The organism is Mesobacillus sp. QJM3NY_10 (genome assembly GCF_056173465.1).
In genome coordinates, this window is sequence record NZ_CM149675.1 from 2840003 (window position 1) to 2857220 (window position 17218).

Below are 17218 nucleotides of genomic sequence, written 5' to 3' on the forward strand. Positions count from 1 at the left end.
CTCACTTCCTAGACAGATTTTTGCTCTGCGATTTCTAGATAAACCTTTGTAATGGTTGTTTTCGTTATTCGTCCGATGACTTCATATGAATCGGGTTTATGCTTGAGTTCACGGACGACAGGGAGAGAATCTATTCTGTTTGTTACAAGCTTTTTTGCAGCCTGGACCAATGTTTCTTCAGGGTTCACCGTTACAATATTTGGCATCCTCGTCATGATGACGCTTACAGGCAGATCCTCCAGACTCTTGTTTCCGATAGCAGCCCTTAGCAGGTCTTTCCTTGAAATGACTCCAGCCAGGCAACTTTCAGAATCAACAGCATAAAGCGTTCCTACGTCTTCCAGGAACATCTGGACAATCGCATCATAAACAGAAGATGATTTTTGCACGACTATCGGATGGCCTTTATAGTCATTGACTTTAAGATTAAGAAATTCTGTCGGTTCAAACAGTCTCTCTCTGTCCTTATTGAAGAAATAGCCGACTCTGGGCCTGGCCTCAAGGCTGCCCGCCATCGTCAGAATCGCCAAGTCGGGACGGAGAGTTGCCCGTGTCAACTTCAGCTTTTCGGCAATCTGTTCACCAGTTATCGGGCCATCCTCCTTGACAATTTGAACGATTTCTTCCTGCCGTTTTGTTAGTTTAATAGAACTCACCACCAACGTACCCCCAATAATTAATATGTAACATTATCAAGGATTATTTTAATGTGTTATCCTTATTAATTTATAGTATATAACATTTAGTTAAAAATCAAAAGAAAAGGTTTTTATAATTCTTTGAATATATTAAAACAACAGCATTTCTGGCGTTTGATTGGGATAATTTTTTATTTTATAAACTTAAATATGTCATACTGTTTCTGGTAGGTGTAGGTTATTTTCCTTTGCGTGCAGATTTTTTGACTGCATTGAAGGGAATCGGCGAAAATCTGTCTGAACCCGAGGCTACTTCTGACAGCTTTGAAGGAAATCAGTGAAAAGCTGTCTGAACTTGAGGCTACTTCTGACAGCTTTGAAGGAAATCAGCGGAAACCTGTCTGAACTTGGGGCTACTTCTGACAGCTTTGGAACAAATCCCGGTAAAGCTGTCTGAACTTGAGGCTACTTCGGACAGCTTTGAAGAAAATCAGCGAAAAGCTGTCTGAACCTGGGGCTACTTTAGACAGCTTTGAGGTAAATCAGTGAAAAGCTGTCTGAACTTGAGGCTACTTCGGACAGCTTTGGGGTAAATCAGCGGAAACCTGTCTGAACTTGGGGCTACTTTTGACAGCTTTGAAGGAAATCAGCGAAAAGCTGTCTGAACTTAGGGCTACTTCTGACAGCTTTGAAGGAAATCAGTGAAAAGCTGTCTGAACTTGGAGCTACTTCTGACAGCTTTGGGGTAAATCAGCGGAAACCTGTCTGAACTTAGGGCTACTTCTGACAGCTTTGAAGGAAATCAGTGAAAAGCTGTCTGAACCCAGGGCTACTTCTGACAGCTTTAGAGCAATTCCAAGTAAAGCTGTCCGAACCTGGGTCACTTCGAACAGCTTCGGCGAAAATCAGCGAAAAGCTGCACTTAACAATGAAAATAGCCATATAAAAATCCCCTGAGCACTATTCAGGGGATACATTCACTTCTATAGACTTAGTTCAAGCGTTACCGGGCAGTGGTCACTGCCCATGACAAAGCATTCTGCTCCTGCTTCTTTGATTGCAGGTGCCAATTTTTCTGAAACAATGAAATAATCGATACGCCACCCAATGTTCTTTTCTCTTACTTTACTCATGTAAGACCACCAGGTGTAGACATCCTTAGCTTCAGGGTGCAGGTGGCGGAAGGAATCAACGAAGCCGGTGTCGAGAAGTTCTGTCATCTTCCCCCGTTCCTCATCGGTGAATCCGGAATTGCCGCGGTTTGGTTTTGGATTTTTCAAATCGATTTCATTGTGGGCGACATTCAAATCGCCGCAAAGGATTACAGGCTTAGTTTTGTCTAATTCAAGCAAGTACTTTCTGAGTTTGTCTTCCCAGGATAGGCGGTAGCCGAGGCGCGCAAGATCACGCTGAGAGTTTGGGGTATAGACATTAACGAGATAATACTCTTCAAACTCTACAGTGATTGCCCTGCCCTCATGATCGTGTTCAGTTGATCCAATCCCATATTTAACAGATAGAGGCTCTTGTTTCGAAAAAACGGCAGTTCCGGAATAGCCTTTCTTTTCTGCGTAATTCCAGAACTGATGGTACCCTTCCAACTCAAGGCTGATCTGGCCTTCCTGCAGCTTCGTTTCCTGGATACAAAAAAGGTCAGCGTCCGCTTCTTTAAAGAAATCTAGAAATCCTTTACGAGCACAAGCCCTTATCCCATTCACATTCCATGATACTAATTTCATAATTCCCTATTCTCCTTGATGTTTTTTCGTCCTTAGTTAAAAACTCATATTCTTCTATTCTAGCAGTCTTGAATCAGCGATTCTAATATGGCGATTCCCTTTTGTATTTCCTCAACCGGAGCATTCGCGAACGAAAGCCTGAAGTGCTGCATTTTACTGGATGAATATATCCGACCAGGATTGATCAACACACCATTCGCGAGAGCTTTCCTGTACAAATCAGGCAACGAGATATTAGGATTCATTTTTACCCATATGAAAAATCCACCAGCAGGCCTGTCCCATTCAGCAAAAGTGCTCAAGTGTTTTTCCAGTGCTTCCAAGGCGGCATTTCTTCGTACCTTAAGCTGTTTTCTTACCTTCGATAAATGCTTCTCATACAATCCGCTGGATAACCATTCTGCGGCGGCACGCTGTGATAAAGAGCTTGAACCGTAGTCGGTCTGCATTTTCAGGTCAGCCAGCCGGTCAATGACCGCTTCCGAACCGGCAATCCATCCGATTCTCAATCCGGGATTCAGGCTCTTCGAAAGGCTGCCAAGATATAGAACATTTCCGTGCCTATCATGCGATTTAATGGGAGACGGCGGAGGAGAGTCTAGCCATAGATCGCCGTACACATCGTCCTCGATGATCGGAAGCTGTGCACTCTCTGCGAGTTTGAGCAGTTGCTGCCTTCGTTTTTCTCCCATAAGAGTACCTGTGGGATTATGGAAATTTGGATGGCAGTATAACACCGATTTCTTACTGTGATGCGATGCCTCTACCATCTCTGGGATGATGCCTTCCTTGTCCATCGGGATTCCATGGAGTTTCATGCCTGCAGATTGGAACGTGGATAAAGAATATAAATAAGATGGGCTCTCGAGGAAAACTGTTGACTCCCTTTCTAATAGCCCAATCGAAATGAGGTGCAAAGCCTGTAAAGCACCCGAAACGACTAAAATAGATGAAGCATGGACCATGATTCCTTTTTGATTAAGGTATTTAGCAATCGCTTCCCGCAATAGTGGATTTCCTTTTGGATCTTCATAGCCGAACGGCTCCAGTTCCTGTCCAACCTTAGTTAAAACAGCCTTCATTTCTTCCAGTGGGAATAAATCCTTCGATAGTTCTCCTTTACTCAGCTGAATCAAATTCTCATCGGCCTCTGCCAGATTTATAGCCTGGACTGTCGACAGGCTTGCCTGATGGGTGCCCAGTCCCACTTGTTCATTCCAATTTACCGGTGGTGCAGACCGCATGAGTGTCCAGGTATTGTTAATGACTACCGTTCCCATTCCCAGCTTACCTTCAACCAGCCCATCTGCAGCTAATTCATCCAGTGCTGTTACGATTGTGCTTCTGTTCACACCGAATTGCTTGGCAAGGTCACGCTGACTCGGGAGCCTGCTGCCAACTGGCCAAATCCCGTTTGTAATCTGCTCTTTTATATAATCGATTATCACTTTGTATTTTGGCGCTTTCATGTCCCTGCTCCATTCAAAAAATTGGTTGGTTTTTATAAACCCCTATTGGTTGGATACATTTTACCAAGACCCAGTTATATTTGAAAGATAAAACTGACTATAGGAGTAAATTGGATGGTATTTAACAGAGGTGGTTTACATGAACATTAGAATGGGAGCAGCACACATGCTTGTTATTTTATTATGGGGATCAGCCTTCGCGGGGATTAGGCATGGTCTCGAAGGATATTCACCAGAGCATTTATCTTTCTTGAGGCTCTTGATCGGATCAATGGCTCTTGTTTGCTACGCGGCAGTCATAAAAATGAAACTACCGGAAATAAAAGATTGGCCTGTGATCTTTTTATTCGGATTCCTGGGTTTCGCAGTCTATCAAACGGCGCTTAGTTTTGGTGAGCTAACTGTCAGCGCCGGTGCTGCCAGCCTTCTTGTTTCAACTTCACCAGTTTTTATCGGATTATTAGGGAGGATGTTCTTCCAGGAGCGCACTGGGAAATGGTACTGGTCAGGCGCCTCCATCAGTATGGTAGGGATTTTCTTCATTTCTTTTGGCGCTGGTGGGGGTTTGGAGCTTGGTATTGGCGTACTTCTTATACTAATTGCTTCATTTTCTGAATCACTTTACTTTGTCTTTCAAAAGAATTATTTAGATAAATATGGAGCTCTTCCATTCACGGCCTATACGATTTGGGCCGCCACCATATTAATGGCTTTCTTTTCTCCTGGCATTGTGTCTCAGATTACTGAAGCCCCGTTAGGAGCAACGATTAGTGCTATTTACCTTGGACTTTTTCCTACGGTGATTGCTTACTTTGCTATAGCCTATATTACAGCTCAATCCGGAGCCTCTGAAGCAGCAAGTTCCTTATACCTTACGCCTGCTGCTTCTTTTCTGATCGCCTGGATCTGGCTGGGAGAAGTACCGGCGATCCTGACAGTAGCAGGCGGTGTGATTACCCTTATAGGAGTTTCCCTGACCTACTTCAAAGGGAGGAATGAAATGGCACCTTTAAATATCAAAGGATAGCTGCTCCGTTTCTCCTTCCTCTTTTTTCCGTCCGGGCTTTCCCTTTTTCTCTATGGCCTGGTTTTGAAGCCTGGCATTTTTATACGCCTTTTTCACATCGACCATAGGTGCTTCATAGCCAAGCTGATAAAAAGCAGGGTAAAGCCACGGTTCGTGAATGTATTCGTCCGGCAGCTTGCTTAACTCAGGGATATATCGGCGGATGAACGCGCCATCTGGGTCAAGCTGCCTGCCGATTTTAACAGGGTCAATGATTTTCATCTTCCCTTTCATTCCCGCTTGTTGCTGAATATAAAAATCATGCACAGCTGGTTCGTAATCTAAATACAACTCTGCCAGGGCAGCGGATAGCTTTTGCTCATCCAGCAATAAAGTATTAGCAAAAAAAGACGTAACCATAGCACGCAACGAAAAGTTCATCCATCCCGTTTTTTCCAGACTCCTCATGGCTGCATCGATAATCGGGATTCCCGTCCTTCCCTGAAGCCAGCGCTGGAACCAATCTTCATTCCATTCCCTTTTAATTTCCCTTACATCACCCAATTGCTGATGTGGTATTTTTATACTGTAAATTTTGACCCGGGCAGTAAGCTTTGATAAAAAAACTTCAAGCTGCTTCTTATCTTCCTCCAGCTCACATGCTTGCAATTTTTCGTCAACATTCTGGTAAATGGTCCTGACCGATATGTTCCCCCATGTTATATAAGCAGAAAGTCTTGAGGATGAAAAGGAAGATGGCAATGGTTTTTGCTGGTTTTCGATGTAGTTTGCGAATCTGCCTTCGAGGAAAGAATCCAGCGTTTCAATAGCCTTCACTTCTCCCCCTTGCTGTCCAAAGCGGATTTTAGATCCCTTGACTCTGAAATTATTAAGTTTTTTAAAATCAGTGAACAGAAAATCCGGTGTTTTTGACGGTACATCAATCCTGTTTGGAACTTCAGCTATCGGTTCTTTTAAATAAGAGTTCAAATGATTTTTAAAAAGCTTTCCTGATATATTTTCAAGGTCCGGACCAAAAGAAAAAAGAAGCTGCTGATTTTGCTTCGCCCATTCCCCCACTTTGTCCTTTAACCTATTATCATTGTGTGCAAATAAGTTTATAGAATCATAAGTATCCAGCAATTTCCCGAGAACCGTCTCCAACTCATCGATTGCGAAAAGGAGTTTCCCTCCCTTTTCCTCAATACCCTTTGACAACTCCTCAAGACTTTCAACAACAAATTGAAAATGGCGGGCTGAAAGCGGCGTTTCCTTCCATTGTGAAGGTTCAACTACATACACCGGCAATACCTCTCCCGCCCTGGCTGCTTCGGTCAAAGGCTGATGATCGGAAATACGCAAATCATTATTGAATAAGACGATGTTCATTCGAATCACTCCGCTATTCACTCTTTTTCTCTCTTGAGGCTGGAAAAACTGAAAAGGACGTATGAAGTAATCAGGGTTTTCTAAAGGCTGCAATAGTGAAATTAGATACAACTAATTTAATATTTCCCTTAAAAGAATTCCGAACATGATACCGATGAACATGGACGTCAAGGTACCAAGGAGAAAGTATTCCGCCCAGTCACGATCATCCATTTGTTTAAATCGGGCGATGGATTTCGCGGTAACAATAAAGGCGATTGCCGGATACGAACTGTAGTATGTAAGTAAAATAACCAGAAGTCGCTCGATATAGCCAATCAGCTTCCCGCGTGACATATCGTGTTTGTTGAAGATCATGTAGCTGTATTGCTCGGACAGTCCTCTTTCACCATTACTTTTTTGCGGATATGCCGGCTCCTTCAGCTCATTTTTAAAAGTATATTTCCCTTCAAAGGTTAACAGCTGCCCAGGCAGAGAGCCAAGAAGGATACGTATTATATGTCCGCTGACCGTTGTCCCCAATATTAAAATAATGACAATGACGAGGATCGTACTAGAAGCGTCTAATTGCCGCCCTTCCTCGAACAGAAGCTGTATAAATCTATCAACATTGGAGACTAGCGATTTTTGATAAAACAACTGCAGAGCTATCAATAGCATGAAAAGATGCAGCAGCTGATCTAATACAAAAAACCATAGCTTATTTAAATTTTCCCGTACCGTAAATTGGTCAACAAGTTTAATCTTCACCAGGTCAATGATTAGGTGCGTTCCTGTTATGAATAGAACTGGCCAGACGACAGAAGTTACCGGCTCATTCTCCTTATAAAATAAGAGCCACCCTGCCGTGAGTACAGCTGTGTTTACCAGGAAATGATGAAGTATATGCTTTTTAAGATTTTTCAGCTTATCCTGCACCATATGATCAGTCTGAAGGTAAAAATCGGCTAGTAGATGCGCAATAATTAAACTCAATAAAAGCATGCCTGCTCCTTTCACCAGAATCTAGAAGCTGAAAATATCCTGCACCTGGCTTTTAATATTTGTTCTAATGCTTTCTTCAAGAGTCTTCGTGTGGTTATTTCCCATTTCCGGGAACTCCTTTGCCTGACAGGCATCCAAAAAACTGACGATATTACGGAAACTACGAAGGATCTGCTCGCAATGGCCCTTCTTAACATGGCTGTATACCGTAGGAGCCGAGCGATCAAGAAGCTCGGCTACAGCATTTTGCTTGCCATAGATGAGATAAAGCGAGCACACTAGCCGTTGCACATCAGTTTGCTCTATTCTCAATACATGCTGCAGCATGAGCATGCTATTTATTAATGTCTGCAAACTAGGCTCAACATCATTAAGTTGAAAATGGAAGGATTCCCTGTCCTTCTGTTTTTTTAGATGGTCATTCGCGTTTCTAGCCTGCTTCACAAATGGATGGATCCACTTTTCAATATCAATTTCCGCTACTTTCTTATCCAGGCTTCCATAGGAGAGCCCGAAATAAGGCGGGTTTTTTTCATATTTCCAAAGCGAGCTTACATAAAAGGCTGTAATAAAAGCGGATGAAAATCCCTCGGACAGAAGAATAAGTTCATCCCCAGAACGGTGTTTAACCTGAACTGAACCGCTCTTTCCATACCAATCTCCAATATAGCTCTCAAGCTGCGCTAAATAATTGCTCAGCTCCTCACCATAATCTGCAGAAGAAGACTTCGTTACATCCATTATGAATACAGAAACTGGCACCATTGCCATTCCACCCAACATTTATAATTTGATTAATTAGGCTAATTTTATATAAATTAGATAGTATAGTCAAATTTATTCAATGTTAGACTGTATAATTAAATTATTTTAATACAGTTAACCTCTACTACATTTTAACAAGAGCGTATGTTCGATTCAATGGGTATAAAAGTACAAAAAAAGAGCCCTCAGGCTCTTTTTAAGAAATTCTTATTCTTCGGTAACAACGACCTTTTCCATAACGTCTCCGTTGCTCATTGCTTTAGCTGCTTCCAAGTTAGAAGTAACTTTTCCGAATACAGTGTGCACGCCATTAAGGTGTGGCTGTGATTCATGTACGATGAAGAACTGGCTTCCGCCTGTGTCTTTCCCAGCATGTGCCATTGATAGTGAACCCGGTACGTGCTTATGAGGATTGCCTTCTGTTTCACACTTGATGGTGTAACCTGGACCACCAGTACCTGTTCCGGAAGGGCATCCTCCCTGACTAACAAAACCAGGAATAACGCGGTGGAAAGTCAAACCGTTATAGAAGCCTTCGTTTGCAAGCTTCTCAAAGTTCGCAACTGTACCAGGAGCTTCATTTGGGTATAGTTCGATTTCGATTTTTTCACCATTTTGCATTTGTATGTATCCTTTTTTAGCCATGTAAATCATCTCCTTATGGTAAAATCATTGTTATCATAACACTATTCCAAATAAAAATAAAAGTATCCACCTTCAAATTGTATTTTTCCAACATAGTTGTGTTAAAATATAACTGCCTCTGCCGGACATTCGCTTGTTGCGGGACACTTAACCACTGTACGGACGGCAGGGGCCCTGCTCTAGCAGGATGAAAATACATATGTTTAAACCTTGCCTTGGGGTAAGGTTTTTATTTTAATTGAACGCTGTTTTCGTAAAGATTGTTGTTAAAATCCTAAAGCCGATTTTAACGTAATATATACCCATTTTGCAGGTCGGTATTAAGTTTGCATGCTCTTTTCTCACAAAAGCGTCAACTTTACGAAGGAATATAGGTAATTCACTCAAATTTGTATTCAATAGCAACAAAGTTTGAGTAAAGAGCCTAATTGAAAATTGTTCAGGCTGTTGGTTTAAATTGATGTTTTGAAAATCAAAGTTTAATACCCGGTAATTAAATCGATACTTTAGTAGATTAATAGATTCCATGAACGTAACAATGGCTGTTTATATCAACAAACCTAAGGAGAGGTTATGCTAAATCTAATAGATTTTAAACACAAGAAATGGATTTCAGCAATATCTTATGCATTATTCATCATATACATCATCATTGCCATCATTTTGTTGTTCCTTAGCCCATACAGGCAGGCTGCATATCAAATCAATTCTGCAGGCACCAATCCATATAACATCATCCCGTTTAAAACAATCACAGACTACATTAAGGCTTCTTCGCACATCAATCAAAGTATCTGGATGTCCAATTTATTTGGCAATGTTCTTGCCTTTTTCCCGTTAGGAACCTTCCTTCCCTGGTTGTTTAAAAGGTGCATTGGTTTTTGGCGAACGATTAGTACTGTCTTACTGGCGACTACCTCGGTGGAGATCCTCCAGTTTACAACCAGGGTTGGCAGTTTTGACATCGACGATATTATACTCAACACAATAGGCGGTGCAATTGGCTTCCTGCTAATCAAAATTATTTATCTACTGATATTGAAGAGGAAAACACATGGACATTAGAATGTTAAAAGTCGGCGAACAGCCGCCCTGGCACCTGCTCCTCCTGGCTGATCCTTCCAAGGATCTGGTTTCAAGGTATTTAGATAAAGGTGTGTGCTATGTTATCGAGTCAGAAAACGGTGACACAATCGGGGTAATTTTACTGGTTCCGGTTAGTAATCATATCATCGAAATTATGAACCTGGCAGTCGATGAATCCCACCAAGGCAAGGGATTAGGCACAATCCTGCTTAAGCATGGGATTCAGATTGCAGCCAAAAAAGGCTATAATACGGTTGAAATCGGTACAGGGAATTCAAGCATTAAGCAACTGGCTCTATATCAAAAAGTCGGCTTCAGAATCACTGGAATTGATCAAGACTTTTTTATAAGGAATTATGAAGAACTCATTTTTGAAAATGGCATCCAGTGCAGGGATATGATCCGATTATCGATGCCCTTGTCAGAAGAACAAAAAGCGCAAGCGCCTCGTTCAGCCCCGACAAGCGCTGGAGGGCCGACCGGTGAAGTCGTTCTTTGACTTCATCGGGCGGACCGAAGCGACTCGAGGGGCTAGGCGCTGGAGCTAGATTAAGAAGACTACATGTAGTAATCCACAACTAAATACATTTTATAATTTCCTAAAAGATAAAAAAAGGACCTCTCTCAGGTCCTTTTTTACTTGGATATTATATGGTCTATCAATAACGGAAGTTCTTTATAAATCCCCACTACTTCATCCATCTTCATCCTCACGAGCCCGCTTGAGGATGGAGCAACGAAGTCAACGGTACCAGTCACGACAGGTTCATCCTGTTTTCCCCATGGAATATCTTTTTTGCCGCTGTATTGCTGATAGACACCTTTACCAACGAAACAAACGATTTTGGGACTGAATATCTCGATTTTACTCCTTAACTCAAGTTTCCCCTGCTGGTATTCTTCTTTCGTAATCTCATCGGCTGCTTTAGTCGGACGCGCAACTATGTTCGTCATCCCGTATCCTAAATCCAGCAACTGGTCATCCTCTGAAGAATCATACTTTCTTGGTGTTATGCCTGCTTCAAAAAGAATCTTCCAAAATCTATTGTTTGGATTGGCGTAATGATGACCTGTTTCAGACGAACGAATGCTCGGATTGAAACCAACAAAAATGACGTCAAGGTTTTCACGTAAATGATCAGAAATCGGCTCCACAATCCCACTCCTCTCCAATCTAATGTATCTATGCACTCACCAAAATCGGGGAGGCAGCTCATTATTTTTGCGGATATTCTTGAAAATTCTTAGATGGAATAAAAACTCATCATAATACATCGTTTCGGCACTTTCAAATGAATAAGCGTCCGAAAAGTGATCCAATAGTTCGGTATCAATATTATCTTCAAGGCCGCTCAGCCACATTTTATAGCCGTGTTGTTCATAAACATCTGATAAACCTGCCCATTCAAACATATCTTGCAAATCCTTTTCACCCATTCTATCACTCCTTCAGATCTCTCCTCCATTTTTCCATACTTTTACACACCTTATACAAGTCCTCATCTCTGCACAATGGTATTACTCTATAAAAAGCGGCAGGCATCATTCCCCACTTCATCAGAGGAAAGAATATACAGGGAAGTTCCACTAGGGGATTTTTCTTTAGAAAAACCAAGGCTTTCTAAATCATCGTATTCACCGTTTACGATGATTGCTGAAGCGAAAAGCAATGCCTGCAGATGGAATAGTGAAGCATCAATAATATCTGTCAGTGAATCGCCGGGCATGATGTCTGCCAGTACAGCAACCCTCCCGCGAATTCCCAGGTTTTCATAAGCATATTCAATACTATCGGCCATTGTGTCGGAAATGGCTGCAGCAGTACTAATGATGTCATTCCAATTTTCATCAAAAACATAAGCATGCCACGGAGATTGTTTTGAGGCAATTAGAAACTCAATTTTAAGAAATTGCTGGTCATTATCAAAATGATAAACAGATTTGAGTGCATCCATAGTTTCCCTCCATTAGTAAAGTAGGAATAGTTTCCCACAGCAAGCAAAAGTTAATGAATTTGTTTTGCATGATTTAAATTCGTTAGTAAATACTTACAACGACATGACCCTAAGCATGAATTTTGTTGATAAGGGAAAAAGGTAATAAACAAATATTAACCAGGTGTAAGGAGGATGAAAAAAATGGAGAAAAAGCAAAATAATCATAAAAATCCAAATGAGGAAAATGAACAGCAGCACAGCATGGTGTGCAATGATCAATTATTTTTTCAGGAATTAAGGATAGCAGCTGAAGAGGCAGAACGTGACCACGCAGATACAAATCAAAGCAAGGCATAATAAAAGAGAAAGGCAATTTTGCCTTTCTCCCCATTACTTCTTTAACTATTGATATCCACATATTCTTTAATTAACTGATGAAACGGTCTCTTTCGGCCGCCTCTTCCTCGCGCTCTGCTTCTCGTTCTTCATACCAAAATTTAATATGGGTAAGGATGGAGAAAACAAGGAAAAAGTTCATTGACCAGACACTCACAAACGGGGCCATTCCTCCAAACTCAATCGTCTCATACTGTTTAAAAACCATCACAATATATGACTCAATGAACACAAGGACAAAGCCGGCTACACCTGCAATTGCCATACGCATCATATCAATAACCACCTTATCGTATTATCAGATTATTTAAATAATACGACTAATTATTGATTACCGCAACTATTTTGTCACTAATTTGCCACATTTTCAAATTGACAATTTGGCATAGTACTTTTTATCTATTGCTCTTTTGGTAAACTTTGTTGAGTTCTCAACTAATTATTACAATTCTTGTTCAGAAGTCTCCTGGGAAAAGCTTTATAATGTTGGACTTGGTATATGTTCAAAAAGAAACAATTTGTGCCAAAAAAGCTTTATCTGTTCAACTTCTTTTGCTTTTGCATGATCTCATATGATTTTTCAATAATATCTGTTAATACATCGCCTTTGTATACTCTGCCGACTTTCGTATTTTCCTGATAGTATTCTAAAATTTCATCAAGCTTGTCAGATGTATCCTTGGAGACTCTAACGTTCAATTGAATTCTCTGGGTTTCATTCATGGATTCGACTTCCTTCCAAATACTTCCACTTCTATATAAAAACAAAAATCTATCATATTGCTAGCAGTTTGATATTATGTAGATATATGTCGCTAACTCTGCTGCAACGTTCTCTATCTTAACATATTCCGTCATCTTGCAACACTATGTTGGATTGAGATTCGTTTCTCCCCCAGTCTTAAAGGGTAATTAATATCTGAGTCGTACCCTCTAAAAGTTTATTGAAATAAATGGAGATTTTATATGAAGCTTATAAAATGGTCTTACACAAAGAGATATAATATAAAAGCGCAATTTGACGTTTTTCCCAATTCGATCGCCATATTCCGGCAAATCAAAGATTACTACTTCGTATATACTGTGAATTGGTCCTTTGGTGACCCTGTTGTCTCGAAAACCGCGTTAGAGGAAATGGAGTGGCTGTTGAATAAGGAGCTCGGCACCCTGGAAAGCTACTGCGAGAGAAAATTTTTCCGGAGTGATATCGAATGATTCATTTTTTTAAATTAGGGCATTTACAATTCCGACTATTTACATTAAGATGATTTTGGAAACAACAACTGCATAGTTTTTTGCACTAGGGGAGCTTTAGGCTGAGAAGAACTTTGTTCTGACCCTTATTACCCGATCTGGATAATACCAGCGTGGGGAAGTGCAGGTGAAGCTCTTCGTTATATCACTTTTTTATTCTAACGATAGAATTCAACTGCATCCACCCCGCTGGATGCAGTTTTTTTGTTTTCCAACCAATGAACAAAAGGAGATGTAACGTAATGAAAGAAATTCACTGTGGTACTAGCGAGATTACAGGTGCGAGGTTTTCCATTTACCCAATGTCAGACAAGTTCGTGGATATTATCCTCTCTGCACTGAAGGAAGTTGATACAACAAAGGTTTGGATGAAGACGGATGATGTCAGCACTTGTGTGCGAGGTCGTTCTGAACATGTTTTTGACGTGATTAAAGCAATCTTCTTAAATGCATCAAAGGGTGGAGACCACGTGGTCCTTAATGCTACGTTCTCAAATGGATGTCCTGGTGATAGTTCCGGTGATGCTTACATGGCGGAAGATTCAATTTTATTGAATGATGAGCTTTCACAAAAAATCAACCAGGAGGTCGCAACCCAGTTCGCTCTCTATCCGTTAGGCTTTCCAGGATATATGGATGTAATTATGAACCAAATAAAGACGGTAGAACAGGATGGTGTCTTTAGCGGAGGAGTTCATTATGCCTCAAGATTAGACGGCGAGACCAATAAGGTTTTTGCCGCATTGGAAGGTGCGTTTGAAGGTGCCCGGAACAGTGATTCTTCACACATTGTCATGACGGTGACCATGTCAGCCAATAGCCCTTCTCGCAAGGAGGATCAATAATGCTCGCAAACTGGAAACTTCGTGAGGTTGTTGTCCTATCTGTCCTGGCAGTCGTTTTTGGGGTCATCTACCTCCTATTCTTACAAATCGGCAATGTGCTTGTTGGTATGTTCGGCCTTATTGGCTATGATTTGATATTCGGCATCTGGTTCATCGTTTCCATCATAGCTGCATACATCATCAGGAAGCCTGGAGCAGCGGTGTTATCAGAAACGATTGCGGCGACAATCGAGGTCATGCTTGGCAATGCTGTGGGGCCACGCCTAATCCTTGCTGGCATTATTCAGGGACTAGGTGCAGAAGCTGCTTTTGCGGCAACCAAATGGAAGAACTATTCAACTTGGGTGCTGGTAGCCGCAGGAATGGGTTCTTCAATTACCAGTTTCATATGGGGTTACTTTTTAGGAGGATTCGCTGCACTCTCACCTGGTTATGTAACTGCAATGTTTTTCGTCAGGCTTGCAAGCGGAGCAATCTTAGCCGGCCTACTAGGTAAATACATAAGTGACAGCCTCGCTAAAACTGGAGCGTTGAATAGCTTCCCGCTTGGAAAGGAAGCCAGAAAGGCAAAGCAGAACGATGATATCTCAGCCTAGCCATCCATTTTTTGAAGTGTCAATCTTAACTTTCAGGTTTGATCCTGACCAGGATCCTGTCTTAAAAAACATCACTTTTAAAATAAATGAAAATGAGAATCTCCTTGTTCTGGGACCAAGTGGTTCAGGTAAAAGCACACTTGCATACTGTCTGAATAATCTTTATCCATCTTCTGTTGATGGAATCATGAAAGGCTATATTAATTATAGAGGGCGCGCTTTATCCTCCTTTGAGCCAGGAGAAGTAAACCGAAAAATCGGATTGGTCATGCAGGATCCAGATTCGCAATTTTGTATGCTGACTGCCGAGGAAGAAGTGGCTTTCGTATTAGAAAATATTCAGTTTCCCAGATTAAGAATGGGTGAAAGAATAGATTATGTCCTTGATTTAGTAGACATGCTGCCCTTCAAACACAGGCTGATCCACACTCTCTCTGGAGGGCAAAAGCAAAAGCTGGCGATTGCCTGTGCACTTGCAATGGAACCTGAATTATTGATCCTTGATGAACCCACCGCTAATCTAGACCCCGCTTCCGGGTTTGAATTAGTCCAGACTTTAAAAAGATTAAAGCATACCCATTCCTTCAGCATTCTCATTATCGAGCATAATCTAGATAATTGGCTCGATATCGTGGATCGGTGCATCATTTTGAATTCTGAGGGTGAATTGTTTTTTAATGGTCCGCCAAACGTTTGCTTTGCAGAATTTGCCAAAGAACTCGCAAGTGAAGGCATATGGCTCCCCTGCACAATTGACGCAGGATTAAAACTGCGGGACGCCGGTTTGTTAAAGAACTCTTCCCTGCCAATGACAATCAATGAAATTATTGAAAATAGTAAAGATATAGGGCGTACAATTGAATTTTTATCAACTAACGTCCGCAAGCAAATGGTGAACCCCTCTCCTTCCATTTTCGAAGTGGAGGATGTCAGCTATTCGAGAGACAATCAGTTGATAATCCAGGATATTTCTTTATCACTTAATGCTGGGGAATTCATTGCAATAGCTGGGGCAAACGGATCCGGGAAGACAACTTTCTCCAAATGTTTGTCCGGTTTGATCCCATCACGAGGCGAAATAAAATTGTATGGCCACTCTTTAGAAGATTGGCATGAGGAACAAAAGTGGAAAACGCTCGGTTATGTATTCCAGAATCCTGAGCACCAATTTATTACTGATTCTGTTATCGAAGAAATAAATTACAGCCTTCAAGCGAAAGAGAAAAGGACGCAAGTATATAAGAGTAAAGAAATTTTAAAAACCCTTCGTATGGCTGACCAGGTTTACAGTCATCCCTTCTCATTGAGCCAGGGCCAAAAAAGAAGACTGAGTGTGGCAGTCATGCTGGTCAATGGCCAGGAGGTGCTGATTATGGATGAACCAACCTTTGGCCAGGATGCGATCACTTCAAAGGAAATCATCGACTTTGCTGTAAAGTCTGTACCCGAGACAGGGAGCATCATCATGATTACCCATGATATGGATATAATTGATCGTTATGCAGATAAAGTTTTGGTACTCGAAAAAGGAAAAATGATATTTTACGAGTCTCCAGGCAAACTTTGGAATCAACCTGAAATTTTGGCTAGAGCTAATCTAAGACTACCTTTCCTCAGGGAATTAGAAATGCATGTGGAGGGAAGATATGCTGTTAAATGAGATGAATCCGAGCATTAAAGCCCTGGGCATTCTTGTCAGCATCTTGCTGCTCTCGATATTTTTCGATCCGGTCACACCTTTGCTAAGTTTCGTTTTGACCATAGCGATTACATTTATTTTGGGGAAAATTAGTTTTAGGAAGTGGATTCTGTTATTTTCTCCTTTTCTCTTCATGGCGATTGTCTATGTCTGGTCATCACTTTTGTTTCCGAGAGTAGATCCGGGAGACAGCATCATCTGGGAATGGTGGTTCATCACCATCACTGCAGAAGGATTCCAAAGAAGTATATCGCTTGGATTAAGAGTGCTGAGTTTCGCTTCCCTTTCGCTTTTATTTGCCCTTACGACAAATCCGATTAACTTTTTGCTTAGCTTGATGCAGCAATGCAGGCTATCTCCGAAGATTGCTTATTCCATCATGGCGGGATATCAATTTCTTCCTTTGATAAAAGATGAATTTGAGATAATCAGGAGTGCCCATCGAATCAGAGGTGGAGGAAGAACAGAAACTTTCTTGGATAAAATTAAGCAAATAAAGAAGTATGGCATTCCTTTACTCGCGAGCGGAATCAGAAAAGCAGAAAGAACAGCTATTGCGATGGAGTCAAAAGGTTTCACAGGAGATAGAAACCGAGAATTTTATAAGGAAATCGCCGTTTCTAAAAGGGATTGGCTGCTGTTATGTTTACTGATCTGCATAGTTCTTGTAAGTGCTTTCACCTCACACAAGCTTGGTTACCTGACATTGTATAAAGGCGAACTATAATAAAACCCAGCACCTTCAAATGCAGGTGCTGGGTTTCTGCTAG

The 17218-nt window shown here is 41.4% G+C and carries 21 protein-coding genes and 1 riboswitch; of the genes, 9 read left to right on the forward strand and 12 right to left on the reverse strand.

What is annotated here, in order from left to right; translation table 11 throughout:
- Positions 1–8 precede the first annotated feature (8 nt).
- From ccpN to pdxR, 3 genes are all read right to left on the reverse strand, one after another.
- Positions 9–656, reverse strand: coding sequence for a transcriptional regulator CcpN (gene ccpN / locus AC0VX7_RS14265; protein ID WP_475428157.1), 648 nt, complete (start codon positions 654–656; stop codon positions 9–11).
- 965 nt (positions 657–1621) lie between these two features.
- A complete protein-coding gene (locus tag AC0VX7_RS14270) occupies positions 1622–2377 on the reverse strand; it encodes an exodeoxyribonuclease III (protein ID WP_475424776.1) in 756 nt (251 codons plus the stop codon).
- A 59-nt stretch (positions 2378–2436) separates the two neighbouring features.
- Positions 2437–3846 carry a MocR-like pyridoxine biosynthesis transcription factor PdxR gene (pdxR, locus tag AC0VX7_RS14275; RefSeq protein ID WP_475424777.1) on the reverse strand — a complete coding sequence of 470 codons (1410 nt, stop codon included), beginning with the start codon at positions 3844–3846 and terminating at the stop codon, positions 2437–2439.
- Positions 3847–3985: 139 nt separating this feature from the next.
- Between pdxR and AC0VX7_RS14280 the strand changes: the two genes are divergently transcribed.
- A complete protein-coding gene (locus tag AC0VX7_RS14280; protein WP_475424778.1) occupies positions 3986–4873 on the forward strand; it encodes a DMT family transporter in 888 nt (295 codons plus the stop codon).
- Here AC0VX7_RS14280 and AC0VX7_RS14285 read toward each other — a convergent pair.
- The 4 genes from AC0VX7_RS14285 to AC0VX7_RS14300 form a co-directional block, all read right to left on the reverse strand.
- Positions 4856–6241 (reverse strand): FAD-binding domain-containing protein, encoded by a 1386-nt coding sequence (locus AC0VX7_RS14285; protein WP_475424779.1) that lies wholly within the window; start codon positions 6239–6241, stop codon positions 4856–4858. The two genes, AC0VX7_RS14280 and AC0VX7_RS14285, sit on opposite strands and share 18 nt — an antisense overlap.
- Positions 6242–6352: 111 nt before the next feature.
- Positions 6353–7216, reverse strand: coding sequence for a DUF3307 domain-containing protein (locus AC0VX7_RS14290; protein ID WP_475424780.1), 864 nt, complete (start codon positions 7214–7216; stop codon positions 6353–6355).
- A gap of 30 nt (positions 7217–7246) precedes the next feature.
- Positions 7247–7990 (reverse strand): RNA polymerase sigma factor, encoded by a 744-nt coding sequence (locus AC0VX7_RS14295; RefSeq protein WP_475424781.1) that lies wholly within the window; start codon positions 7988–7990, stop codon positions 7247–7249.
- 207 nt (positions 7991–8197) lie between these two features.
- Complete coding sequence (locus tag AC0VX7_RS14300) at positions 8198–8635, reverse strand: peptidylprolyl isomerase (protein WP_475424782.1); 438 nt, start codon at positions 8633–8635, stop codon at positions 8198–8200.
- A gap of 573 nt (positions 8636–9208) precedes the next feature.
- Between AC0VX7_RS14300 and AC0VX7_RS14305 the strand changes: the two genes are divergently transcribed.
- Both AC0VX7_RS14305 and AC0VX7_RS14310 read left to right on the forward strand, forming a co-directional pair.
- A complete protein-coding gene (locus AC0VX7_RS14305; RefSeq protein ID WP_475424783.1) occupies positions 9209–9700 on the forward strand; it encodes a VanZ family protein in 492 nt (163 codons plus the stop codon).
- Positions 9690–10220, forward strand: coding sequence for a GNAT family N-acetyltransferase (locus AC0VX7_RS14310; protein WP_475424784.1), 531 nt, complete (start codon positions 9690–9692; stop codon positions 10218–10220). The genes AC0VX7_RS14305 and AC0VX7_RS14310 overlap by 11 nt, the downstream gene beginning before the upstream one ends.
- A gap of 137 nt (positions 10221–10357) precedes the next feature.
- Here AC0VX7_RS14310 and AC0VX7_RS14315 read toward each other — a convergent pair whose 3' ends face one another.
- From AC0VX7_RS14315 to AC0VX7_RS14325, 3 genes are all read right to left on the reverse strand, one after another.
- A complete protein-coding gene (locus AC0VX7_RS14315; RefSeq protein ID WP_475424785.1) occupies positions 10358–10876 on the reverse strand; it encodes a mismatch-specific DNA-glycosylase in 519 nt (172 codons plus the stop codon).
- A 36-nt stretch (positions 10877–10912) separates the two neighbouring features.
- The gene (locus AC0VX7_RS14320) at positions 10913–11158 is read right to left on the reverse strand and encodes a hypothetical protein (protein ID WP_041965827.1); all 246 of its coding nucleotides are present in this window, start codon (positions 11156–11158) and stop codon (positions 10913–10915) included.
- 86 nt (positions 11159–11244) lie between these two features.
- Positions 11245–11676: a hypothetical protein gene (locus tag AC0VX7_RS14325; protein ID WP_475424786.1), complete on the reverse strand. Its 432-nt coding sequence runs from the start codon at positions 11674–11676 to the stop codon at positions 11245–11247.
- Positions 11677–11859: 183 nt separating this feature from the next.
- On the opposite strand from AC0VX7_RS14325, the gene AC0VX7_RS14330 reads away from it, so the two are divergent.
- The gene (locus tag AC0VX7_RS14330; RefSeq protein WP_475424787.1) at positions 11860–12015 is read left to right on the forward strand and encodes a hypothetical protein; all 156 of its coding nucleotides are present in this window, start codon (positions 11860–11862) and stop codon (positions 12013–12015) included.
- A gap of 70 nt (positions 12016–12085) precedes the next feature.
- Here AC0VX7_RS14330 and AC0VX7_RS14335 read toward each other — a convergent pair whose 3' ends face one another.
- Together AC0VX7_RS14335 and AC0VX7_RS14340 are read right to left on the reverse strand one after the other, a co-directional pair.
- Complete coding sequence (locus tag AC0VX7_RS14335; RefSeq protein ID WP_041965829.1) at positions 12086–12328, reverse strand: hypothetical protein; 243 nt, start codon at positions 12326–12328, stop codon at positions 12086–12088.
- 260 nt (positions 12329–12588) lie between these two features.
- Complete coding sequence (locus AC0VX7_RS14340) at positions 12589–12777, reverse strand: hypothetical protein (protein WP_475424788.1); 189 nt, start codon at positions 12775–12777, stop codon at positions 12589–12591.
- Between the two features lie 243 nt (positions 12778–13020).
- On the opposite strand from AC0VX7_RS14340, the gene AC0VX7_RS14345 reads away from it, so the two are divergent.
- The 5 genes from AC0VX7_RS14345 to AC0VX7_RS14365 all read left to right on the forward strand — a co-directional run bounded on the left by AC0VX7_RS14345 (position 13021) and on the right by AC0VX7_RS14365 (position 17175).
- Positions 13021–13269: a hypothetical protein gene (locus AC0VX7_RS14345; RefSeq protein WP_475424789.1), complete on the forward strand. Its 249-nt coding sequence runs from the start codon at positions 13021–13023 to the stop codon at positions 13267–13269.
- A gap of 77 nt (positions 13270–13346) precedes the next feature.
- Positions 13347–13445, forward strand: a riboswitch (TPP riboswitch).
- Between the two features lie 105 nt (positions 13446–13550).
- Positions 13551–14153 (forward strand): YkoF family thiamine/hydroxymethylpyrimidine-binding protein, encoded by a 603-nt coding sequence (locus tag AC0VX7_RS14350; RefSeq protein WP_475424790.1) that lies wholly within the window; start codon positions 13551–13553, stop codon positions 14151–14153.
- On the forward strand, positions 14153–14749 hold the full coding sequence (locus tag AC0VX7_RS14355; RefSeq protein ID WP_041965833.1) for an ECF transporter S component: 597 nt from the start codon (positions 14153–14155) through the stop codon (positions 14747–14749). Before AC0VX7_RS14350 ends, AC0VX7_RS14355 begins: the two co-directional genes overlap by 1 nt.
- Positions 14733–16409, forward strand: coding sequence for an ABC transporter ATP-binding protein (locus AC0VX7_RS14360; protein ID WP_475424791.1), 1677 nt, complete (start codon positions 14733–14735; stop codon positions 16407–16409). Before AC0VX7_RS14355 ends, AC0VX7_RS14360 begins: the two co-directional genes overlap by 17 nt.
- Positions 16396–17175: an energy-coupling factor transporter transmembrane component T family protein gene (locus tag AC0VX7_RS14365; protein WP_475424792.1), complete on the forward strand. Its 780-nt coding sequence runs from the start codon at positions 16396–16398 to the stop codon at positions 17173–17175. Before AC0VX7_RS14360 ends, AC0VX7_RS14365 begins: the two co-directional genes overlap by 14 nt.
- The last annotated feature ends 43 nt before the right edge of the window (positions 17176–17218 follow it).